Source organism: Streptomyces sp. CB02056, from assembly GCF_001905545.1.
Taxonomy (GTDB): Bacteria; Actinomycetota; Actinomycetes; order Streptomycetales; family Streptomycetaceae; genus Kitasatospora.
In genome coordinates this window covers 222356-237426 of record NZ_LIPD01000007.1, presented here as the reverse complement: position 1 = coordinate 237426, position 15071 = coordinate 222356, and the positions used below count along the sequence as shown (strand labels likewise).

The window sequence follows — 15071 nt, the reverse complement described above, 5'->3', positions numbered from 1 at the left end:
ACTCCCGCGTCCGCTCGGGGCGCGCGACTGCCGGAGCGGTCGCCGCCCGGATCGCGTGGGCCGGCATTCGCCGTGGTGCGTGGCCGGGCGGGCATTCGGGCTCGGGACGGCACGGTCACCGCCCCACACCGCTGCGCGTCAGCCCCGGGTTCGCACCGGGTTCCCCCGCTCGGCCACCGCGGACGCTTACGCACAGGTCCGTCGCCCGACGAGGTGATGTGATCGACCTGACGCCCCGTTGACTGCCCGTCGGTCAGCGTGGTCTGATGAACCGATTTTTTGCCCTCGGCATTCAGGGGAAGCCGGTCCAACTCCGGCGCTGACCCGCAACCGTGGACCCACCTGGGGGTGGGTGAGCCGGAATGCCTGGACCGGGGGTCTGTTCACAGAGCACTTGCGTCGTCGCGGACTACGACGCGGTTTCGACGGCCCCCGTGCCCGCGGGCGACCGTCGGCTGCGCCGTCGCCTCGCGTGTCGACCGACCAGGGAGTCGTCGTGAGGGTCAGCAGCAATCGCACACGTCACAGGAACCGGGACCTCGCCTCGCTGGTGGTCGCAGGCACCGTCGCCGTCGCCGCCTGCGGCACGGTCCTGCTCGGGTACCCGGGTACCGCCTCGGCCGACCCGATCGAGCGGTGCACGGCGACGACGGGCGCGATCGTCGCCGTCGACTTCACCCACTGGGGCGGCGGCGTCGTCCGGGGCTGCGACGCCCACCCCACGACGGGCATGAACCTGCTGCACAACGCCGGCTTCACCACGACCGGCACCGAGCACGACGGACCGGCCTTCATCTGCCGGCTCGGGACCGGGACCTTCAACAGCGGCGCCCAGTACCCGACACCGGCCGAGGAGCCGTGCGTCAACACCCCGCAGGCCACCGCGTACTGGTCGTACTGGATCGCCGAACCCGGCCAACAGGCCTGGTCCTACAGCCGGTTCGGGGCCGGCACGCAGAAGCCCAAGCCCGGCGAGGTCGAGGCCTGGGTCTACGGCGGTACGGACGTCGGCGGAACCAGCGGGGCGCCGAACTTCACCCCGGACTCCGTCCGCGCCAGGAACGGCGGCCCCTCGCCCTCCGCCTCCCCGTCGGCGACGGCGAGCCCGAGTACGACCCCGAGCCCCACCGGATCCCCCTCCGCCACGGGCGACCCGGCGGCCGCCGCGGCCTGGCTGGCCGGCCAACTCGTCGGCGGCGACCACATGGAGAACTGGGCCGCCCCGGGGCCCGACTACCCCCGGACCGCCCTCACCGCCATCGCGCTCGCGGCGGCGGGGACGCAGGACCCGGCGCTGCGCAAGGTGGTCGCCTTCCTCGACGCCCACACCGACGCGTTCCTGCACCCTGATGGGCCGACCGGCGCGCCGGACACCAGGGCCGCCGCCCTGCTGTCCCTCGTCGCCGAGAGCACCGGCCGCGACCCGCGCGCCTTCGGCGGCCACGACCTGGTCGCCGTACTCACCGACCACGTCTGCACGGGGGCGGGGGAGAACGGCAGGTGCACCGCCGCCGGGGACTTCCTCGGCGCGTCCTCGCCCTGGGTCCAGTCCCTCGGCGTCATCGCCCTGCAGCGCGCCGGCGTGACGCCGCCCGCCCCGGCCCTCGCCCGGTTCGCGGCCTTCCAGTGCGCCGACGGCGGCATGGCCGGTTCGATGATCGTCGCGGGTGACCACTGCGAGTCCGACCCGTCCGCCACCGCGATCGCCGCCCTCGCCCTGCGGACCGCCCCCGGCTACGAAGCGGCCGCCAGGAAGGCCGCCGACCAGCTCGCGGCGAGCCAGCAGCCCGACGGCTCCCTCCTCCCGTACCCCGGCGCCCCCGGCGACACCACCAGCACCGCGATCGCCGCCCAGGTCTTCCGGGCCACCGGCCAGGACGCCCACCGGGCCGCCGCCACCGCCTGGCTCGCCGCCCGCCAGGGCAAGGACGGCGGCCTCGGCCCCGACGAGTCGACCACCGACCCGGACGCCGTCGCCACCGAGCAGGCCCTCCTGGCCCTCACCGGCACCGACCTCACCACCGTCCGGCACAACCCGGACGGCCCCACCACCACGCCGACCCCGCCCGCGGGGAGGAAGCCCGACGCGGCCAGGGGGAGCGCCTACCTCACCGACCCGTCCCGGCTGATCGACGGCCACTACTACGAGGGCTTCCCGGCCTTCGCCGACTTCGGCCTGACCATCGACGGGGCCTACGCCCTCGCCGCGACCGGCACCGACGACGCCGCGCTGCGCCGGATCGTCGACTTCCTCGACCAGCAGGGCAAGGACGCGAGCGAGCGCACCGTCAACGACTGGACCGCGATCGGCACCGAGTACGCCGGCGGCGGGTCCATCGGCAAGGAGGCGCTGCTCGCCGAGGCCGTCGGCCGCAACCCGCGGGACTTCGGCGGCCACGACCTGATCGCCGCCCTCGCCGCACTGGTGTGTGCCAAGGCCGACGCGACCACCGGCTGCGCCGCCCCGGGCAACTACGCCTACGCCACCTCCGTCTTCTCCCAGGCGCTCGCCGTCATGGCCCAGCTCCGGGCCGGGGAGTCCACCAGCGTCGCCCCCGCGATCGCCTACCTGAAGGGCCTCCAGCACCCGGACGGCTCCTGGCCGAGCCTGATCCCCGCCACCGGCGACTCCGACGTGGACAGCACGGCGATGGCCGTCATGGCCCTCGCCCTCGTCCCCGGGGACGAGGCCGCCCAGGCGGTCGACCAGGGGCTCGGCTGGCTCGCCGCGCGGCAGCTGCCCGACGGCGGCTTCCCCGGCGCGTCCGGCGACTCCACCAACTCGGCCGCGCTGGCCGTCCAGGGCCTGACGCTGCGCCAGGCCGCCTACGGTGGACAGATCGCCAAGGCGCTCGACTTCCTCGCCGGGCAGCAGAACGGCGACGGCGGGTTCAACGTCGCGGCGGCCGGGCAGCGGGGGTCGGACGTCCGCGCGTCCACGCAGGTGCTGGGCGGTGCCACCGGCATCTCCTTCGGGACGCTGTCCCGCGACCTCGCGGGCACGCCGACGCCTACTCCCACCGGGACGCCGACAGGTACCCCGACGGGAACGCCCACCCCGACGGTCAGTCCCACCGGGACGCCGACCGGCACCCCGGCGGGCTCGCCCACGACGACCGTGCCGATCCCGGCCACCGACACCCCGTCGTCCGGCGGCATCGACACCCCGAAGGGTGACAGTGCCGCCGGGGCAGGGGGCGTACCGGTGCGGACCGGTTCAGGCGGCCTGGCCAGTACCGGAAGCCAGGCACTGGCACTGACGGCGGGAGCCGGCGCGCTGACCGCGCTCGGCGCCGGGGCCGTCCTCGTCGCCCGTCGCCGCACCGCGGCCGCCCCGGGGCGTCACCGGTGAGCCGGGGACTCGGCACGCGCCTCGCCCGGCTGTCCGGGGCGGCGTCGCTGACCTTCGCCCTCGCCTTCGGCGGCGTCGCCGCGGGCACGACCCCGGCCGCCGCGACCCCGTTGCCGATCGAGCAGTGCACCACCACCTCCGGTGCCGTACTCGCCGTGGACTTCGGCAAGTGGGGCGGCCCGCTGCTGCGCTCCTGCGGCACCACGCCCACCACCGGGTTCACCCTGCTCAACCAGGGCGGCTGGAAGACCACCGGCACCGGCCACGACGGTCCGGCCTTCATCTGCCGGATCGGCTACAGCGGCTTCCAGGGCGGCAAGCAGTACCCGACGCCGGACCAGGAGAAGTGCGTCCTGACGCCCCCGGCCACCGCGTACTGGTCGTACTGGCACGCCGATCCGGGCCAGAACGAGTGGTCCTACAGCCAGCTCGGCGCGATGCTCTACCAGCCGAAGCCCGGCAGCGTCGACCTGTGGATCTTCGGCGGCACCAACGTCGAGGGCACCGAAGGCCGTCCGACGATCTCGCCGGACAGCGTCCGGGCCCACAACTCCAGCCCGGGCGGGCAGCCGGCCGACCCCGGCCAGGGCACGACGGGCGGCTCCGGCGGAGCGGCGGGCGGTTCCGGCGGGACGGGCGGATCCGGTACGACGGGCGGCAGCGGCTCCGGTGCGACCGGCGGCTCCGGCTCAACCGGCGGCACTGGTTCAACCGGCGGCCGGGCCCCGGCCCCCGCCGCGCCTCAGCCCGGCGGAGCCCGTCCGCCCGCGTCCGCCGCGACCCCGGGGACGGACCCCGCCGCCACCCCCGAGGACGGCAGCACCCCGCCGGGCGCGCCCGACCCCACGCCGGTGCCGGCCGAGCCGTCCACCGCCCCGCCGACCGATGCCCCGAGCGACCAGTCGACACCGCAGACGGCCGCGGCCGAGGCCGGGCCCACGTCCGCGGCAGCCGTGCCCGGCGGGGTGGTGGACGCCAACCCGGTGGCCGACGCCCCGCACGACTCCGGGTCGATGGTCCCCGCCGTGCTCGGCTCGGTCCTCGTCGTGGCGCTGGGCGTGGCCACGGTGGTGGCCGCCCGGCGCCGCCGCCGACGGGCCGAGTGATCCGGTGGGCACGCTCGACACACGCGAACCCGGCTCCCCGCAGCGCGCCCCCGGGCGGGCCGCGGGGGGCCGGCGCGTCCCGCGCAACCTCCACCCGCTGGCCTGGTGGGCCTGGGCGCTCGCCCTGGCGACGGCGGCCAGCCGTACCACCAACCCGCTGCTGCTCCTGCTCGTCCTCGCCGTGCTCGGCTTCGTGGTCACCGCCCGCCGCAGCGAGGCGCCGTGGGCGCGCGGGTTCACCTACTACCTGTGGCTGGCCCTGACGGTGGTGGCGATCCGGGTGGTCTTCCGGTGCGTCTTCGCCACCGGTGTCACCCCGCACGACCACCTGCTCTTCTCCCTGCCGCACATCCCCACCCCCGCCTGGTACGCGGGCATCGAGATCGGCGGCCCGGTCTCGCTGGAGGCCACGCTCTCGGCGGCCTTCGACGGGCTGCGGCTGGCCTGTCTGATCTGCTGCATCGGCGCCGCGAACACCCTGGCGAACCCCAAGCGGGCGCTGCGGGTGCTGCCGGGGGCCCTGTACGAGCTTGGCGTCGCCGTGACGGTGTCGCTCAGCGTCGCGCCCCAGCTGGTGCAGAGCGTCCAACGCGTCGCCCGGGCACGGCGGTTGCGTGCCGGGCGGCGCAAGGGCGTCCGCGCCCTGCGCAGCATCGTGGTGCCGGTCCTGGAGGACGCGCTGGAGCGTTCGCTCAGCCTCGCGGCCGCGATGGACTCGCGCGGCTACGGGCGTTCCGGCACCGCCTCGCGCCGCTCCCGCCGGCTGACCGGCGCGCTGATGCTGCTCGGCATGTGCGGCCTGTGCGCCGGGGTGTACGGGCTGCTGGACGGGACGGCCCCGGCCGCGCTCGGCCTGCCCGCCTTCCTCGCGGGCGCCGTGCTCTGCGTGGCGGGCCTGCTGCTCGGCGGGCGGCGGGTGCGGCGCACCACCTACCGGCCGGACCGCTGGCGGGCCGCCGAGTGGGGCGTGGCCGGCTGCGGGGTGACCGCCGCCGTGCTGCTGTTCGCCACCGTCGGCTACGACGCCACCGACCTCAACCCCTCGCTGTACCCGCTGACTTGGCCGACTCTGCCGCTCGTCCCGGTGCTCGCCCTGCTGCTGGCGGGGGCGGCCGGTATCGTCTCGCCGCCGCCCGGCCGGACACCCGGACCCGCCGCCGGGCCGGGGCCGCGCCCGGCCGCACGTCCCGACGCCGCCCCCACCGACCGCACCGACCGCACGACCTCCGAGGTGAGCACGTGATCCGATTCGACCGGGTCGGCGTGGTGTACGACGGCGAGAGCACGCCCGTCCTGCGCGACGTCGACCTGCACATCCCGGAGGGCGAGCTCTGCCTGGTGGTCGGCCGCACCGGCGTCGGCAAGTCGACCCTGCTCGGCGCCGTCAACGGCCTGGTGCCGCACTTCACCGGCGGCACCCTGCGCGGCCGGGTCACCGTGGACGGCCGCGACACCGCCCACCACCCGCCGCGCGAACTCGCCGACGTGGTCGGCGTGGTCGGGCAGGACCCGCTGGCCGGCTTCACCACCGACACGGTGGAGGAGGAACTGGCGTACGTCATGGAGCAGTTGGCGATCCCGTCGGAGACCATGCGCAAGCGCGTCGAGGAGACCCTGGACCTGCTCGGCCTGGCCGACCTGCGCCACCGGGCCCTGTACGAGCTCTCCGGCGGCCAGCAGCAGCGCGTCGCCATCGGCTCGGTGCTCACCGCGCACCCGCGCGTCCTGGTGCTGGACGAGCCGACCTCCGCGCTCGACCCGACCGCCGCCGAGGAGGTGCTGGCCGCGATCACCCGGCTGGTCCACGACCTCGGCGTGACCGTCCTGCTGGCCGAGCACCGCCTGGAGCGGGTCGTCCAGTACGCCGACCGGGTCGCCTACCTGCCCGGCGACGGGACGGTCGTGCACGGCCCCCCGGCCGAGGTCTTCCGGGACACCGCGATCGCGCCGCCCGTCGTCGACCTCGGCCGACTGGCCGGCTGGCGGCCGCTGCCGCTGTCCGTCCGGGACGCCCGCCGGGCCGCCGCGCCGCTGCGGGAGAGGCTCACGGACCTGCCGGTTCCCCCGCCGCGCCGGGCAGCGGTGGCGGGGGAACCGGTGCTGGAGGCGACTGGGGTGGTCGTCCGGTACGGGCCGGTGGCCGCCGTCCGGGACGTCCGGCTGGAGCTGCGGGCGGGCGAGGTCACGGCGCTGATGGGCCGCAACGGGTCCGGCAAGTCCTCGCTCCTGTGGGCCCTCCAGGGCTCCGGGCCCCGCCAGGGCGGCAGCGTGAAGGTCACCGGCGCCGGGGGCGGCCCGGCCGCGGACCCCAAGCGGCTGCCCGCGGCCCGGGCCCGGCAGCTGGTCGGGCTCGTCCCGCAGACCCCCACCGACCTGCTGTACCTGGAGACGGTCGCCCAGGAACTCGCCCAGAGCGACCTCGAAGCCGACGGCGCCGGCGGGCCGACCGCACGGCAGGTCCTCGACCGCCTGGCCCCCGGGATCCCGGACGGCACCCACCCCCGGGACCTCTCCGAGGGACAGAAGCTGGCCCTCGTCCTGGCGATCCAACTCGCCGCCGCACCAAGGGTCGTGCTGCTGGACGAACCCACCCGGGGGCTCGACTACCAGGCGAAGGAGGCGCTCACCGGCATCGTCGACGCCCTCGCCGCCGAAGGCCGTACGGTCGTCGTCTCCACCCACGACGTCGAGTTCGTCGCCTCCGCCGCCGACCGCGTCGTGGTGATGGCCGAGGGCGAGATCGTCGCCGACGGGCCCACCGCCGAGGTCATCGTCGCCTCGCCCACCTTCGCCCCGCAGACCGCCAAGATCCTCGCCCCGCTCGGCTATCTGACGGTGCAACAGGTCGCGGCGGCCGTGGAAGCGGTGGAGGCCGCCCGGTGACCGCCGTCCGGATCCCCGGCCGGGCCCGTGTCGTCGTCGCCCTGGCCGCCCTCATCGGGCTGGTGGCCTTCACCTGGCCGTTCGTCGTCGCGCCAGGGCGGTTCGGCTCCAACTACGCGCCGCCGCTGATCTTCGGCGCCCTGCTGGTCCTGGTGCTCGCCGTCGTCATCGCGGAGATCTCCGCGGGCGGCATCGACGCCAAGGCCCTCGCCATGCTCGGCGTCCTGTCCGCCGTCAACGCCGGACTCCGCCCGCTCGGCGCCGGGACCGCCGGAGTGGAGACGGTCTTCTTCATCCTGGTGCTGGCCGGCCGGGTCTTCGGCCCCGGCTTCGGCTTCACCCTCGGCTGCACCTCGCTGTTCGCCTCCGCGCTGCTCACCGGCGGCGTCGGCCCCTGGATGCCGTACCAGATGTTCGGCTGCGCCTTCGTCGGCATGCTCGCCGGACTGCTGCCGGGGGCCGGGCGGCGCTGGGAGGTGCCGCTGCTGGCCGGGTACGGGGCGTTCTCCGGCTACCTCTTCGGCTTCCTGCTGAACCTCTCCTTCTGGCCGTTCTCCACCGACCCGAACAGCTCGATCGCCTACCTGCCGGGCCTGCCCTTCACCGAGCAGTGGCACCGCTACCTGCTGTTCGACCTGGCCACCTCGCTCGGCTGGGACACCGGCCGCGCCGTCACCACCTTCACCGCCGTGCTCGTCGTCGGGCCGGCCGTCCTCACCGTCTTCCGCCGCGCGGCGCGCCGCGCCAACTTCGAGCCCACGGTGCGCTTCGAGGCCCCGCCCGGCCCGGACGCCCCATCCGGCCCGGACACCACGGTGGGGCCGCCGACCGCCGCGCGGCCCACCGGCCCGGCGCACCCCTGAACCGAAAGGCCGACCATCGTACCCAAGCCCGCGAAGCACCGGACGATGACGCTGGACGGGGTCGAGGTCGTCGTCCTGACCCCGGAACAGCACGCCGCACTGGAATCCGCCCGCCGCCAGCTGGGCGGGGCGCAGGCGCAGGTCGCCAGGATGAGGTCCGACCTCCAGCGGGGACGGCGGCTGCTGGGCGAAGCCGAACGGATACTGGCGGGCATCCCGGCCGACCAGCTCGCGCGACTGGACGGCCGACTGGGTCCGGGATGTGGCCTGACCGGACTGCTCGCGGACATCCGCGCCGCCCTGCCGCGCACGCCGGACACCCCGACGCGGACCTGACCACCGGCCCCGCGAGCCGTGGTGGCGTTCCACCATCCGGACGGGTTCCGAGATTCCCGCGCCGGGCCCGGTGCTTTGCCCCTAAGCTGACGGTGCAGCTGGTTCGCCCTGTCCGCCAGGCAGGGCGTCGCAAGAGGGAACCCGGTGACGCCTTTCGACTGGCCAGTCCGGGACTGCCCCGCAGCGGTGAGTGGGAACGACCGCCGTCATACGCACTGGACCCGGGACGGGTCTGGGAAGCGACGGCCAGTAGGTGTCCGCCCTTCACGGGACGGACGCGCCCGCGAGTCCGAAGACCTGCCACTGCCCGCCCGCGGACGACCCGCGCGCGGCTATCCGGTGACCTCGTGGGCGGGTCGGCGACCATACCAGGCGGACCAGGCCCGTACGTTCCCGTGACGGCCGCCGCCGGGTACGTCATCCCTTCGCGCCTTCGTGCCGTCTCCGGGTACCTGAGGAGAACAGACTCGCGAAGGAGAGTCCCTTGACCACGAAGTCCGCAGCCGCGGCGAGCGTCGCCACCGCGTACGGCTACCCCCGCCAGGGCCGGGGCCGGGAGCTCAAGAAGGCCATCGAGGGCTACTGGAAGGGCTCGGTCACCGCCGAGGTGCTGCTGGCCACCGCCGCCGACCTGCGCCGGGGGAACTGGCAGCAGCTCGCCGACTCCGGCGTCGAAGAGGTCCCGACCGGTGACTTCTCGTTCTACGACCACGTGCTGGACACCACCGTCGCCGTCGGCGCGATCCCGCCCCGGCACCGGGCCGCCGTCGAAGCCGACCCGCTGGACGGGTACTTCGCCATGGCGCGCGGCAACCAGGACGTCGCCCCGCTGGAGATGACCAAGTGGTTCGACACCAACTACCACTACCTGGTGCCGGAGCTGGGGCCGGACACGGTGTTCACGGCGAACCCGGCCAAGGCCGTCGGCGAGCTGCGCGAGGCGCTGCTGCTCGGCCACGCGGCCCGGCCGGTGCTGGTCGGGCCGGTCACCTACCTGCTGCTCGCCAAGCCGGCGCCCGGGGTGGCCGCCGACTTCCAGCCGATCACCCTGCTGGACCGGCTGCTGCCCGTCTACGCGGAGCTGCTGGCCGGGTTGCGCGCCGCCGGCGCCGACTGGGTGCAGCTGGACGAGCCCGCGCTGGTCCAGGACCGCACCCCGGCCGAGCTCAACGCCGCCGCCCGCGCCTACCGCGAGCTGGGCGCCCTCACCGACCGGCCCAAGCTGCTGGTCGCCAGCTACTTCGACCGGCTCGGCGACGCCCTGCCGGTCCTGGCGAAGGCCCCGATCGAGGGTCTGGCACTGGACTTCACCGGCCCGGCCGCGGCCAACCTGGAGGACCTCGCCGCCGCCGGCGGCCTGCCCGGCAAGCGGCTGGTGGCGGGGGTGATCGACGGGCGCAACATCTGGATCAACGACCTGGAGAAATCCCTCACGACCCTGGCGACCCTGCTGGGCCTCGCCGACACCGTCGACGTCGCGCCGTCCTGCTCCCTGCTGCACGTGCCGATCGACGCCACCCTCGAACGCGACATCGACCCGCAGATCGCCCGCTGGCTGGCCTTCGCCAAGCAGAAGGCCGCCGAGGCGGCGCTGCTCGCCCGCGGCCTGCGCGAGGGCACCGGCGCGATCGCCGCCGACCTCGCGGCCAACCGGGCCGACCTGGCCTCCCGCGCGGGCTCGCCGATCACCCGCGACCCGGCGGTGCGCGCCCGGATCGCCGCCGTCACCGACGCGGACGCCCGCCGCGCCCAGGCCTACCCGCAGCGGGCCGAGGCCCAGCGCGCCCGGCTCGGCCTGCCGCTGCTGCCGACCACCACCATCGGCTCCTTCCCGCAGACCACCGAACTGCGCGTCGCCCGGGCCGACCTGACGGCCGGTCGGATCGACGGCGCCACGTACCGGGAGCGGATGGAGGCCGAGGTCCGTGAGGTCATCGCGTACCAGGAGAAGGCCGGCCTGGACGTCCTGGTGCACGGCGAGCCCGAGCGCAACGACATGGTCCAGTACTTCGCCGAGCAGCTCACCGGCTACCTGGCCACCCGGCACGGCTGGGTGCAGTCCTACGGCACCCGGTACGTGCGCCCGCCGGTCCTCGCCGGGGACATCTCCCGTCCGCACCCGATGACCGTCGACTGGTTCCGCTACGCGCAGGGCCTGACCGACCGTCCGGTCAAGGGCATGCTCACCGGCCCGGTCACCATGCTCGCCTGGTCCTTCGTCCGCGACGACCAGCCGCTCGCCGACACCGCCCGCCAGGTCGCCCTCGCCCTGCGCGACGAGGTCGTCGACCTGGAGGCCGGGGGCGCCGCCGTCGTCCAGGTCGACGAGCCGGCCCTGCGCGAGACCCTCCCGCTGCGGGCCGCCGCCCGACCGGCGTACCTGGACTGGGCCACCGAGGCCTTCCGCCTCGCCACCTCCGGTGTCCGCGCCGACACCCAGATCCACACCCACATGTGCTACGCCGAGTTCGGCGCCATCATGACGGCGATCGACGACCTCGACGCCGACGTCATCTCCCTGGAGGCCACCCGCTCCCACATGGAGGTGGCGGGCGAGCTGGCCGAGGCGGGCTACCCGCGCGAGGTCGGCCCCGGCGTCTGGGACATCCACTCCCCGCGCGTCCCCAGCACCGAGGAGGCCGTCTCCCTGCTGCGCGCGGGCCTGGCCGCGATCCCGGCGGAGCGGCTCTGGGTCAACCCCGACTGCGGGCTGAAGACCCGCGGCTGGCCGGAGACCCGGGCCTCGCTGGAGAGCCTGGTCGGCGCCGCCCGCCTGCTGCGCGAGGAACTCGCCGGCTGACGCGCCCGGGCGGGACTCCTCCGCCGGTTCGGGACGCCCGCCACGGCATGCGGGCCGCGTCGCGGCGCGGCCCGCATGCCCGTTCAGCCGGACCGGGGCAGGCCGAGGTTCTGGTAGATCTCGGTGGTGACCGTGGAGAAGTTCATGGTCATGAAATGCAGCCCGGGCACGCCTTCGGAAAGCAGCCGCCGGCACATGGCGGTGGCGTGCTCGATCCCGATCGAGCGTACGGCGGCGGGATCGTTTTGGTGTTCCAGCATGCGGTCGGAGAGGGCTGTGGGAATGGCAGCGGTGCTCAGGGTCGGAATTCGGCGCAGTGACCGGATGCTGGTCACCGGCATGATCTCCGGAATCACCGGAATATCGCATCCGGCCTTCTGGAGACGGTCACGGAAACGGAGGTATCCGTCCACCTCGAAGAACATCTGGGTGATCGCGTAGTCGGCTCCGGAACGGCACTTCGTGACGAAGTGCCGGATTTCCGACTCCCAGTCCGGTGACCTCGGGTGCATTTCCGGGAAAGCCGCCACCCCGACGCAGAAGTCGCCCGAGTCCTTGATGAGGTGAACCAGGTCGGCGGCGTACTCGACCCCGCCCGGATGCCGGACCCAGGCACCCAGCGGGTCGCCCGGTGGGTCGCCGCGCAGGGCCAGGATGTTCCGTACTCCCTGGTCGGCGTAGTGCCCGAGGATGTTCCTGAGCTCGCCGACGCTGTGGCCGACGGCGGTCAGGTGCGCGGCCGGGGTGAGGGTCGTCTCCTGGGCGATGCGGCCGGTGACGTTCACCGTCCGCTCCCGGGTCGAGCCGCCCGCACCGTAGGTCACCGAGACGAAGGTGGGGGAGAGTGCCTCCAGCCGGCGGATCGCGTTCCACAGTCCGGCCTCCGCCTCGGCGTTCCGCGGCGGCATGAACTCGAACGAATAGGAACGCTTTCCGGTGGCCAGGAGATCGCGGACGGTCGCCGCCCGGTCGGTGCGTGTGGAGGGTTTCCCGAGTGTCATGACAGGACGGTATACGCCCGCTCGGAATGGCGTGGTGGAAAGTCCACAGTGTGATACGCGGGTTTTCTCCGGCCGCGATCGAGGGCGGTCGGAAGTGGTCGCGAAACGGCCTCCGGAGGCTGCACAATAGGGCCATGGAAAGACATGCGTACGCCCTTCCCGGACTTCCCGACTGGGGTCGCTGCGCGGTCATGGGAATCCTCAACGTCACCCCGGACTCGTTCTCGGACGGGGGATGCTGGCTGGACCCGGGCCGGGCGGTGGAGCACGGACTGGCGCTGGCCGCGCGGGGCGCCGACATGGTGGACGTGGGTGGCGAGTCGACCCGCCCCGGCGCCCGCCGGGTGCCGGTCGAGGAGGAGCTCGCGCGGGTGCTGCCGGTGGTGCGCGGACTCGCCCGGCAGGGCGTCCTGGTGAGCATCGACACGATGCGCGCCCGGGTCGCCGAGGCCGCGGTGGACGCCGGGGCCCGGATCGTCAACGACGTCAGCGGCGGCCGGGCGGACGAGGCCATGGCCAAGACGGCCGCGCGGGCCGGTGTGCCGTTCGTCGTCATGCACTGGCGGGGGCAGTCCCAGGGGATGGACGACCTGGCCGACTACGGGGACGTCGTCGCCGAGGTGGTCGCCGAAGTGGGGCGCCAAATGGACGCCGTGGTGTCGGCCGGCGTCGACCCGGAGCAGGTCGTCCTCGACCCCGGCCTCGGCTTCGCCAAGGGCCGGGGCGACGACTGGGCGCTGCTCGCCGCCCTGGACGCCTGGGCCGTGCTGGACCGCCCGCTCCTGGTCGGGCCCTCCCGCAAGCGCTTCCTCGGCGAACTGCTCGCCGACCCGGCCACCGGCGAGCCCCGCCCGGCCCGGGAGCGGGACGACGCGACCTCGGCCGCCGCCGTCCTGGCCGCCGCGCAGGGCGCCTGGGCCGTACGGGTCCACGAGGTGCGGGCGGCCGCCGATGCCGTGCGGGTCGAGGCGGCCGTGCGGGCCCACCGGATGACCGTCGGCCAGGTACCGGTGTAGGCCTTCGCAACCATCCGGGGAAGAGAAGACCGGGGAAGAACAGAGAAGAGGGGTGCGTCGCACCATGGCACGTCCCGTCGGGCGCAAGATCTTCGCCCACGCCAAGCTGCGCCGGCTGCGCCGCGAGCACGGCATGAACCAGGTCGAGCTGGCCCACGAGCTCGGCATCTCGACCAGCTACCTCAACCAGATCGAGCACAGCCAGCGCCCGCTCACCGCCGCCGTGCTGCTGCGGATCGCCGAGGTGTTCGGCGTGGACCCGGAGTTCTTCTCCGAGGCCGACGAGGAGCGCCTCGCCACCGACCTGCGCGCCGCCCTCGCCGACGAGGCGTGCGGCGCCCCCGTCCCGGCCGAGGACGTCGCGGAGGTGAGCCGGGACCACCCCGACGTCGCCCGGGCGCTCGTCGCGCTGTACCGCCGCTACCGGGAGGCGGCCGCCAGGGTCGCCGATCTCGGCGACACTGCCGGGACCGCCGCGCTCAGCCCGGCCGAACCCCACGACGAGGTACGGGACTTCTTCTACACACACCACAACCACATCCCGGCCCTGGACGAGCAGGCCGAGCGCACCGCGACCGCGCTCGGGGCGACCACGGCCGGCGGCCTCGCCGCCGCGCTGGCGGCCGCACTCGGCGAACGGCACGGCGTGCGGGTGGTTGACGCGGACCACCGGCGGCAGGCGGAGATGCGCCGGTTCGATCCGGTGAGCGGCACCCTCCGCCTCTCCGCGTGGCTGACCGACGGTCAGCGGGCCTTCCAACTGGCCACCCAGCTCGCGCTGCTGGAGCACCGGCCGCTGCTCGACGCGCTGGTCTCGGCGGCAGGGCCCGACCTCACCTCGCCCCAGGCGGCGGACCTCGCCCGGATCGGCCTCGCCACCTACTTCGCCGGTGCGCTGCTGATGCCCTACTCGGCCTTCCACGCCGCCGCCGAGGAGCTGCGCTACGACATCGACCTGCTCGGCGCCCGCTTCGGGGTCGGCTTCGAGACGGTTTGCCACCGGCTGAGCACCCTGCAGCGCACCGGCCGCCGGGGCGTGCCGTTCTCCTTCCTGCGCGCCGACCGGGCGGGCAACATCTCCAAGCGGCAGTCCGCGACCGACTTCCACTTCTCCCGCCTCGGCGGCACCTGCCCGCTCTGGACGGTCTACGAGGCCTTCTCGGCGCCGGGCCGGATCCTCACCCAGATCGCCGAGATGCCGGACGGCAAGCGGTACTTCTGGATCGCCCGCACCGTCACCCACGGCGGCTTCGGCCACCGCGCGCCGCGCAGCGAGTTCGCCGTCGCGCTCGGCTGCGAGCTGCGCCACGCCCACCGCCTGGTCTACGCCGAGGGCATCGCCCTGGACGGCCGGGAGGCGGCCACGCCGATCGGCCTGGGCTGCCGGATCTGCGAGCGGACCGACTGCGCCCAGCGAGCCCGGCCCCCCGTCGGCGGCCGGCTGGTGGTGGACCCGGACCGGCGCACCAGGGTGCCCTACCCGGTCGTCGCCGAAGGGCGCGACGGAGATCGGGAGGGGCGCCGCTGACCGGTGCCGCCGAGACGTCGCACCGGCGGCGGGCGGCACCCGGGTGCCGCGGTCGGGGCCCTGTGGTCGGGGCGTCCCGGCCGCAGGCCGGGCGACGGCGACGGACCCGGCACCGTGCCGCCGACCGTGTGGCCCTGGGTCCTTCCGGGTGGTGATGTGGGTCCCTCGGGGTGAACGCCGGGAGGG

10 protein-coding genes and 2 riboswitches are annotated in these 15071 nt (G+C 74.8%); of the genes, 9 read left to right on the top strand and 1 reads right to left on the bottom strand.

What is annotated here, in order from left to right; all coding sequences use genetic code 11:
* Positions 1-89 precede the first annotated feature (89 nt).
* Positions 90-166: riboswitch (cobalamin riboswitch) on the bottom strand.
* Between the two features lie 330 nt (positions 167-496).
* From AMK13_RS19940 to metE, 7 genes are all read left to right on the top strand, one after another.
* The gene (locus AMK13_RS19940) at positions 497-3352 is read left to right on the top strand and encodes a prenyltransferase/squalene oxidase repeat-containing protein (protein ID WP_074003466.1); all 2856 of its coding nucleotides are present in this window, start codon (positions 497-499) and stop codon (positions 3350-3352) included.
* Complete coding sequence (locus AMK13_RS19935; RefSeq protein WP_198959394.1) at positions 3349-4458, top strand: hypothetical protein; 1110 nt, start codon at positions 3349-3351, stop codon at positions 4456-4458. The genes AMK13_RS19940 and AMK13_RS19935 overlap by 4 nt, the downstream gene beginning before the upstream one ends.
* Before the next feature lie 4 nt (positions 4459-4462).
* Positions 4463-5701: a CbiQ family ECF transporter T component gene (locus AMK13_RS19930; protein ID WP_074003465.1), complete on the top strand. Its 1239-nt coding sequence runs from the start codon at positions 4463-4465 to the stop codon at positions 5699-5701.
* Positions 5698-7341 carry an ABC transporter ATP-binding protein gene (locus AMK13_RS19925; protein WP_074003464.1) on the top strand — a complete coding sequence of 548 codons (1644 nt, stop codon included), beginning with the start codon at positions 5698-5700 and terminating at the stop codon, positions 7339-7341. The genes AMK13_RS19930 and AMK13_RS19925 overlap by 4 nt, the downstream gene beginning before the upstream one ends.
* Complete coding sequence (locus AMK13_RS19920; RefSeq protein WP_074003463.1) at positions 7338-8204, top strand: ECF transporter S component; 867 nt, start codon at positions 7338-7340, stop codon at positions 8202-8204. The genes AMK13_RS19925 and AMK13_RS19920 overlap by 4 nt, the downstream gene beginning before the upstream one ends.
* A gap of 45 nt (positions 8205-8249) precedes the next feature.
* Entirely contained in the window at positions 8250-8540 is a 291-nt protein-coding gene (locus AMK13_RS19915) for a hypothetical protein (RefSeq protein ID WP_074003462.1), read from the top strand.
* A gap of 99 nt (positions 8541-8639) precedes the next feature.
* A riboswitch (cobalamin riboswitch) is annotated at positions 8640-8843 on the top strand.
* A gap of 181 nt (positions 8844-9024) precedes the next feature.
* Positions 9025-11340: a 5-methyltetrahydropteroyltriglutamate--homocysteine S-methyltransferase gene (metE, locus tag AMK13_RS19910; protein WP_074003461.1), complete on the top strand. Its 2316-nt coding sequence runs from the start codon at positions 9025-9027 to the stop codon at positions 11338-11340.
* Positions 11341-11423: 83 nt separating this feature from the next.
* Here the strand turns inward: metE and metF are convergent, their stop codons facing one another.
* Positions 11424-12341 carry a methylenetetrahydrofolate reductase [NAD(P)H] gene (gene metF, locus AMK13_RS19905; protein ID WP_074003460.1) on the bottom strand — a complete coding sequence of 306 codons (918 nt, stop codon included), beginning with the start codon at positions 12339-12341 and terminating at the stop codon, positions 11424-11426.
* A gap of 134 nt (positions 12342-12475) precedes the next feature.
* On the opposite strand from metF, the gene folP reads away from it, so the two are divergent.
* Together folP and AMK13_RS19895 are read left to right on the top strand one after the other, a co-directional pair.
* A complete protein-coding gene (gene folP / locus AMK13_RS19900) occupies positions 12476-13357 on the top strand; it encodes a dihydropteroate synthase (RefSeq protein WP_074003459.1) in 882 nt (293 codons plus the stop codon).
* A 64-nt stretch (positions 13358-13421) separates the two neighbouring features.
* The gene (locus AMK13_RS19895) at positions 13422-14885 is read left to right on the top strand and encodes a short-chain fatty acyl-CoA regulator family protein (RefSeq protein ID WP_074003458.1); all 1464 of its coding nucleotides are present in this window, start codon (positions 13422-13424) and stop codon (positions 14883-14885) included.
* Positions 14886-15071 lie beyond the last annotated feature (186 nt).

Excerpts from the sequence above, each read along its gene's own strand:
- AMK13_RS19915 (WP_074003462.1), top strand. The coding sequence starts at position 8,250 with ATGACGCTGGACGGGGTCGAGGTCGTCGTCCTGACCCCGGAACAGCAC.
- metF (WP_074003460.1), bottom strand. The coding sequence starts at position 12,341 with ATGACACTCGGGAAACCCTCCACACGCACCGACCGGGCGGCGACCGTC.
- folP (WP_074003459.1), top strand. The coding sequence starts at position 12,476 with ATGGAAAGACATGCGTACGCCCTTCCCGGACTTCCCGACTGGGGTCGC.
- AMK13_RS19895 (WP_074003458.1), top strand. The coding sequence starts at position 13,422 with ATGGCACGTCCCGTCGGGCGCAAGATCTTCGCCCACGCCAAGCTGCGC.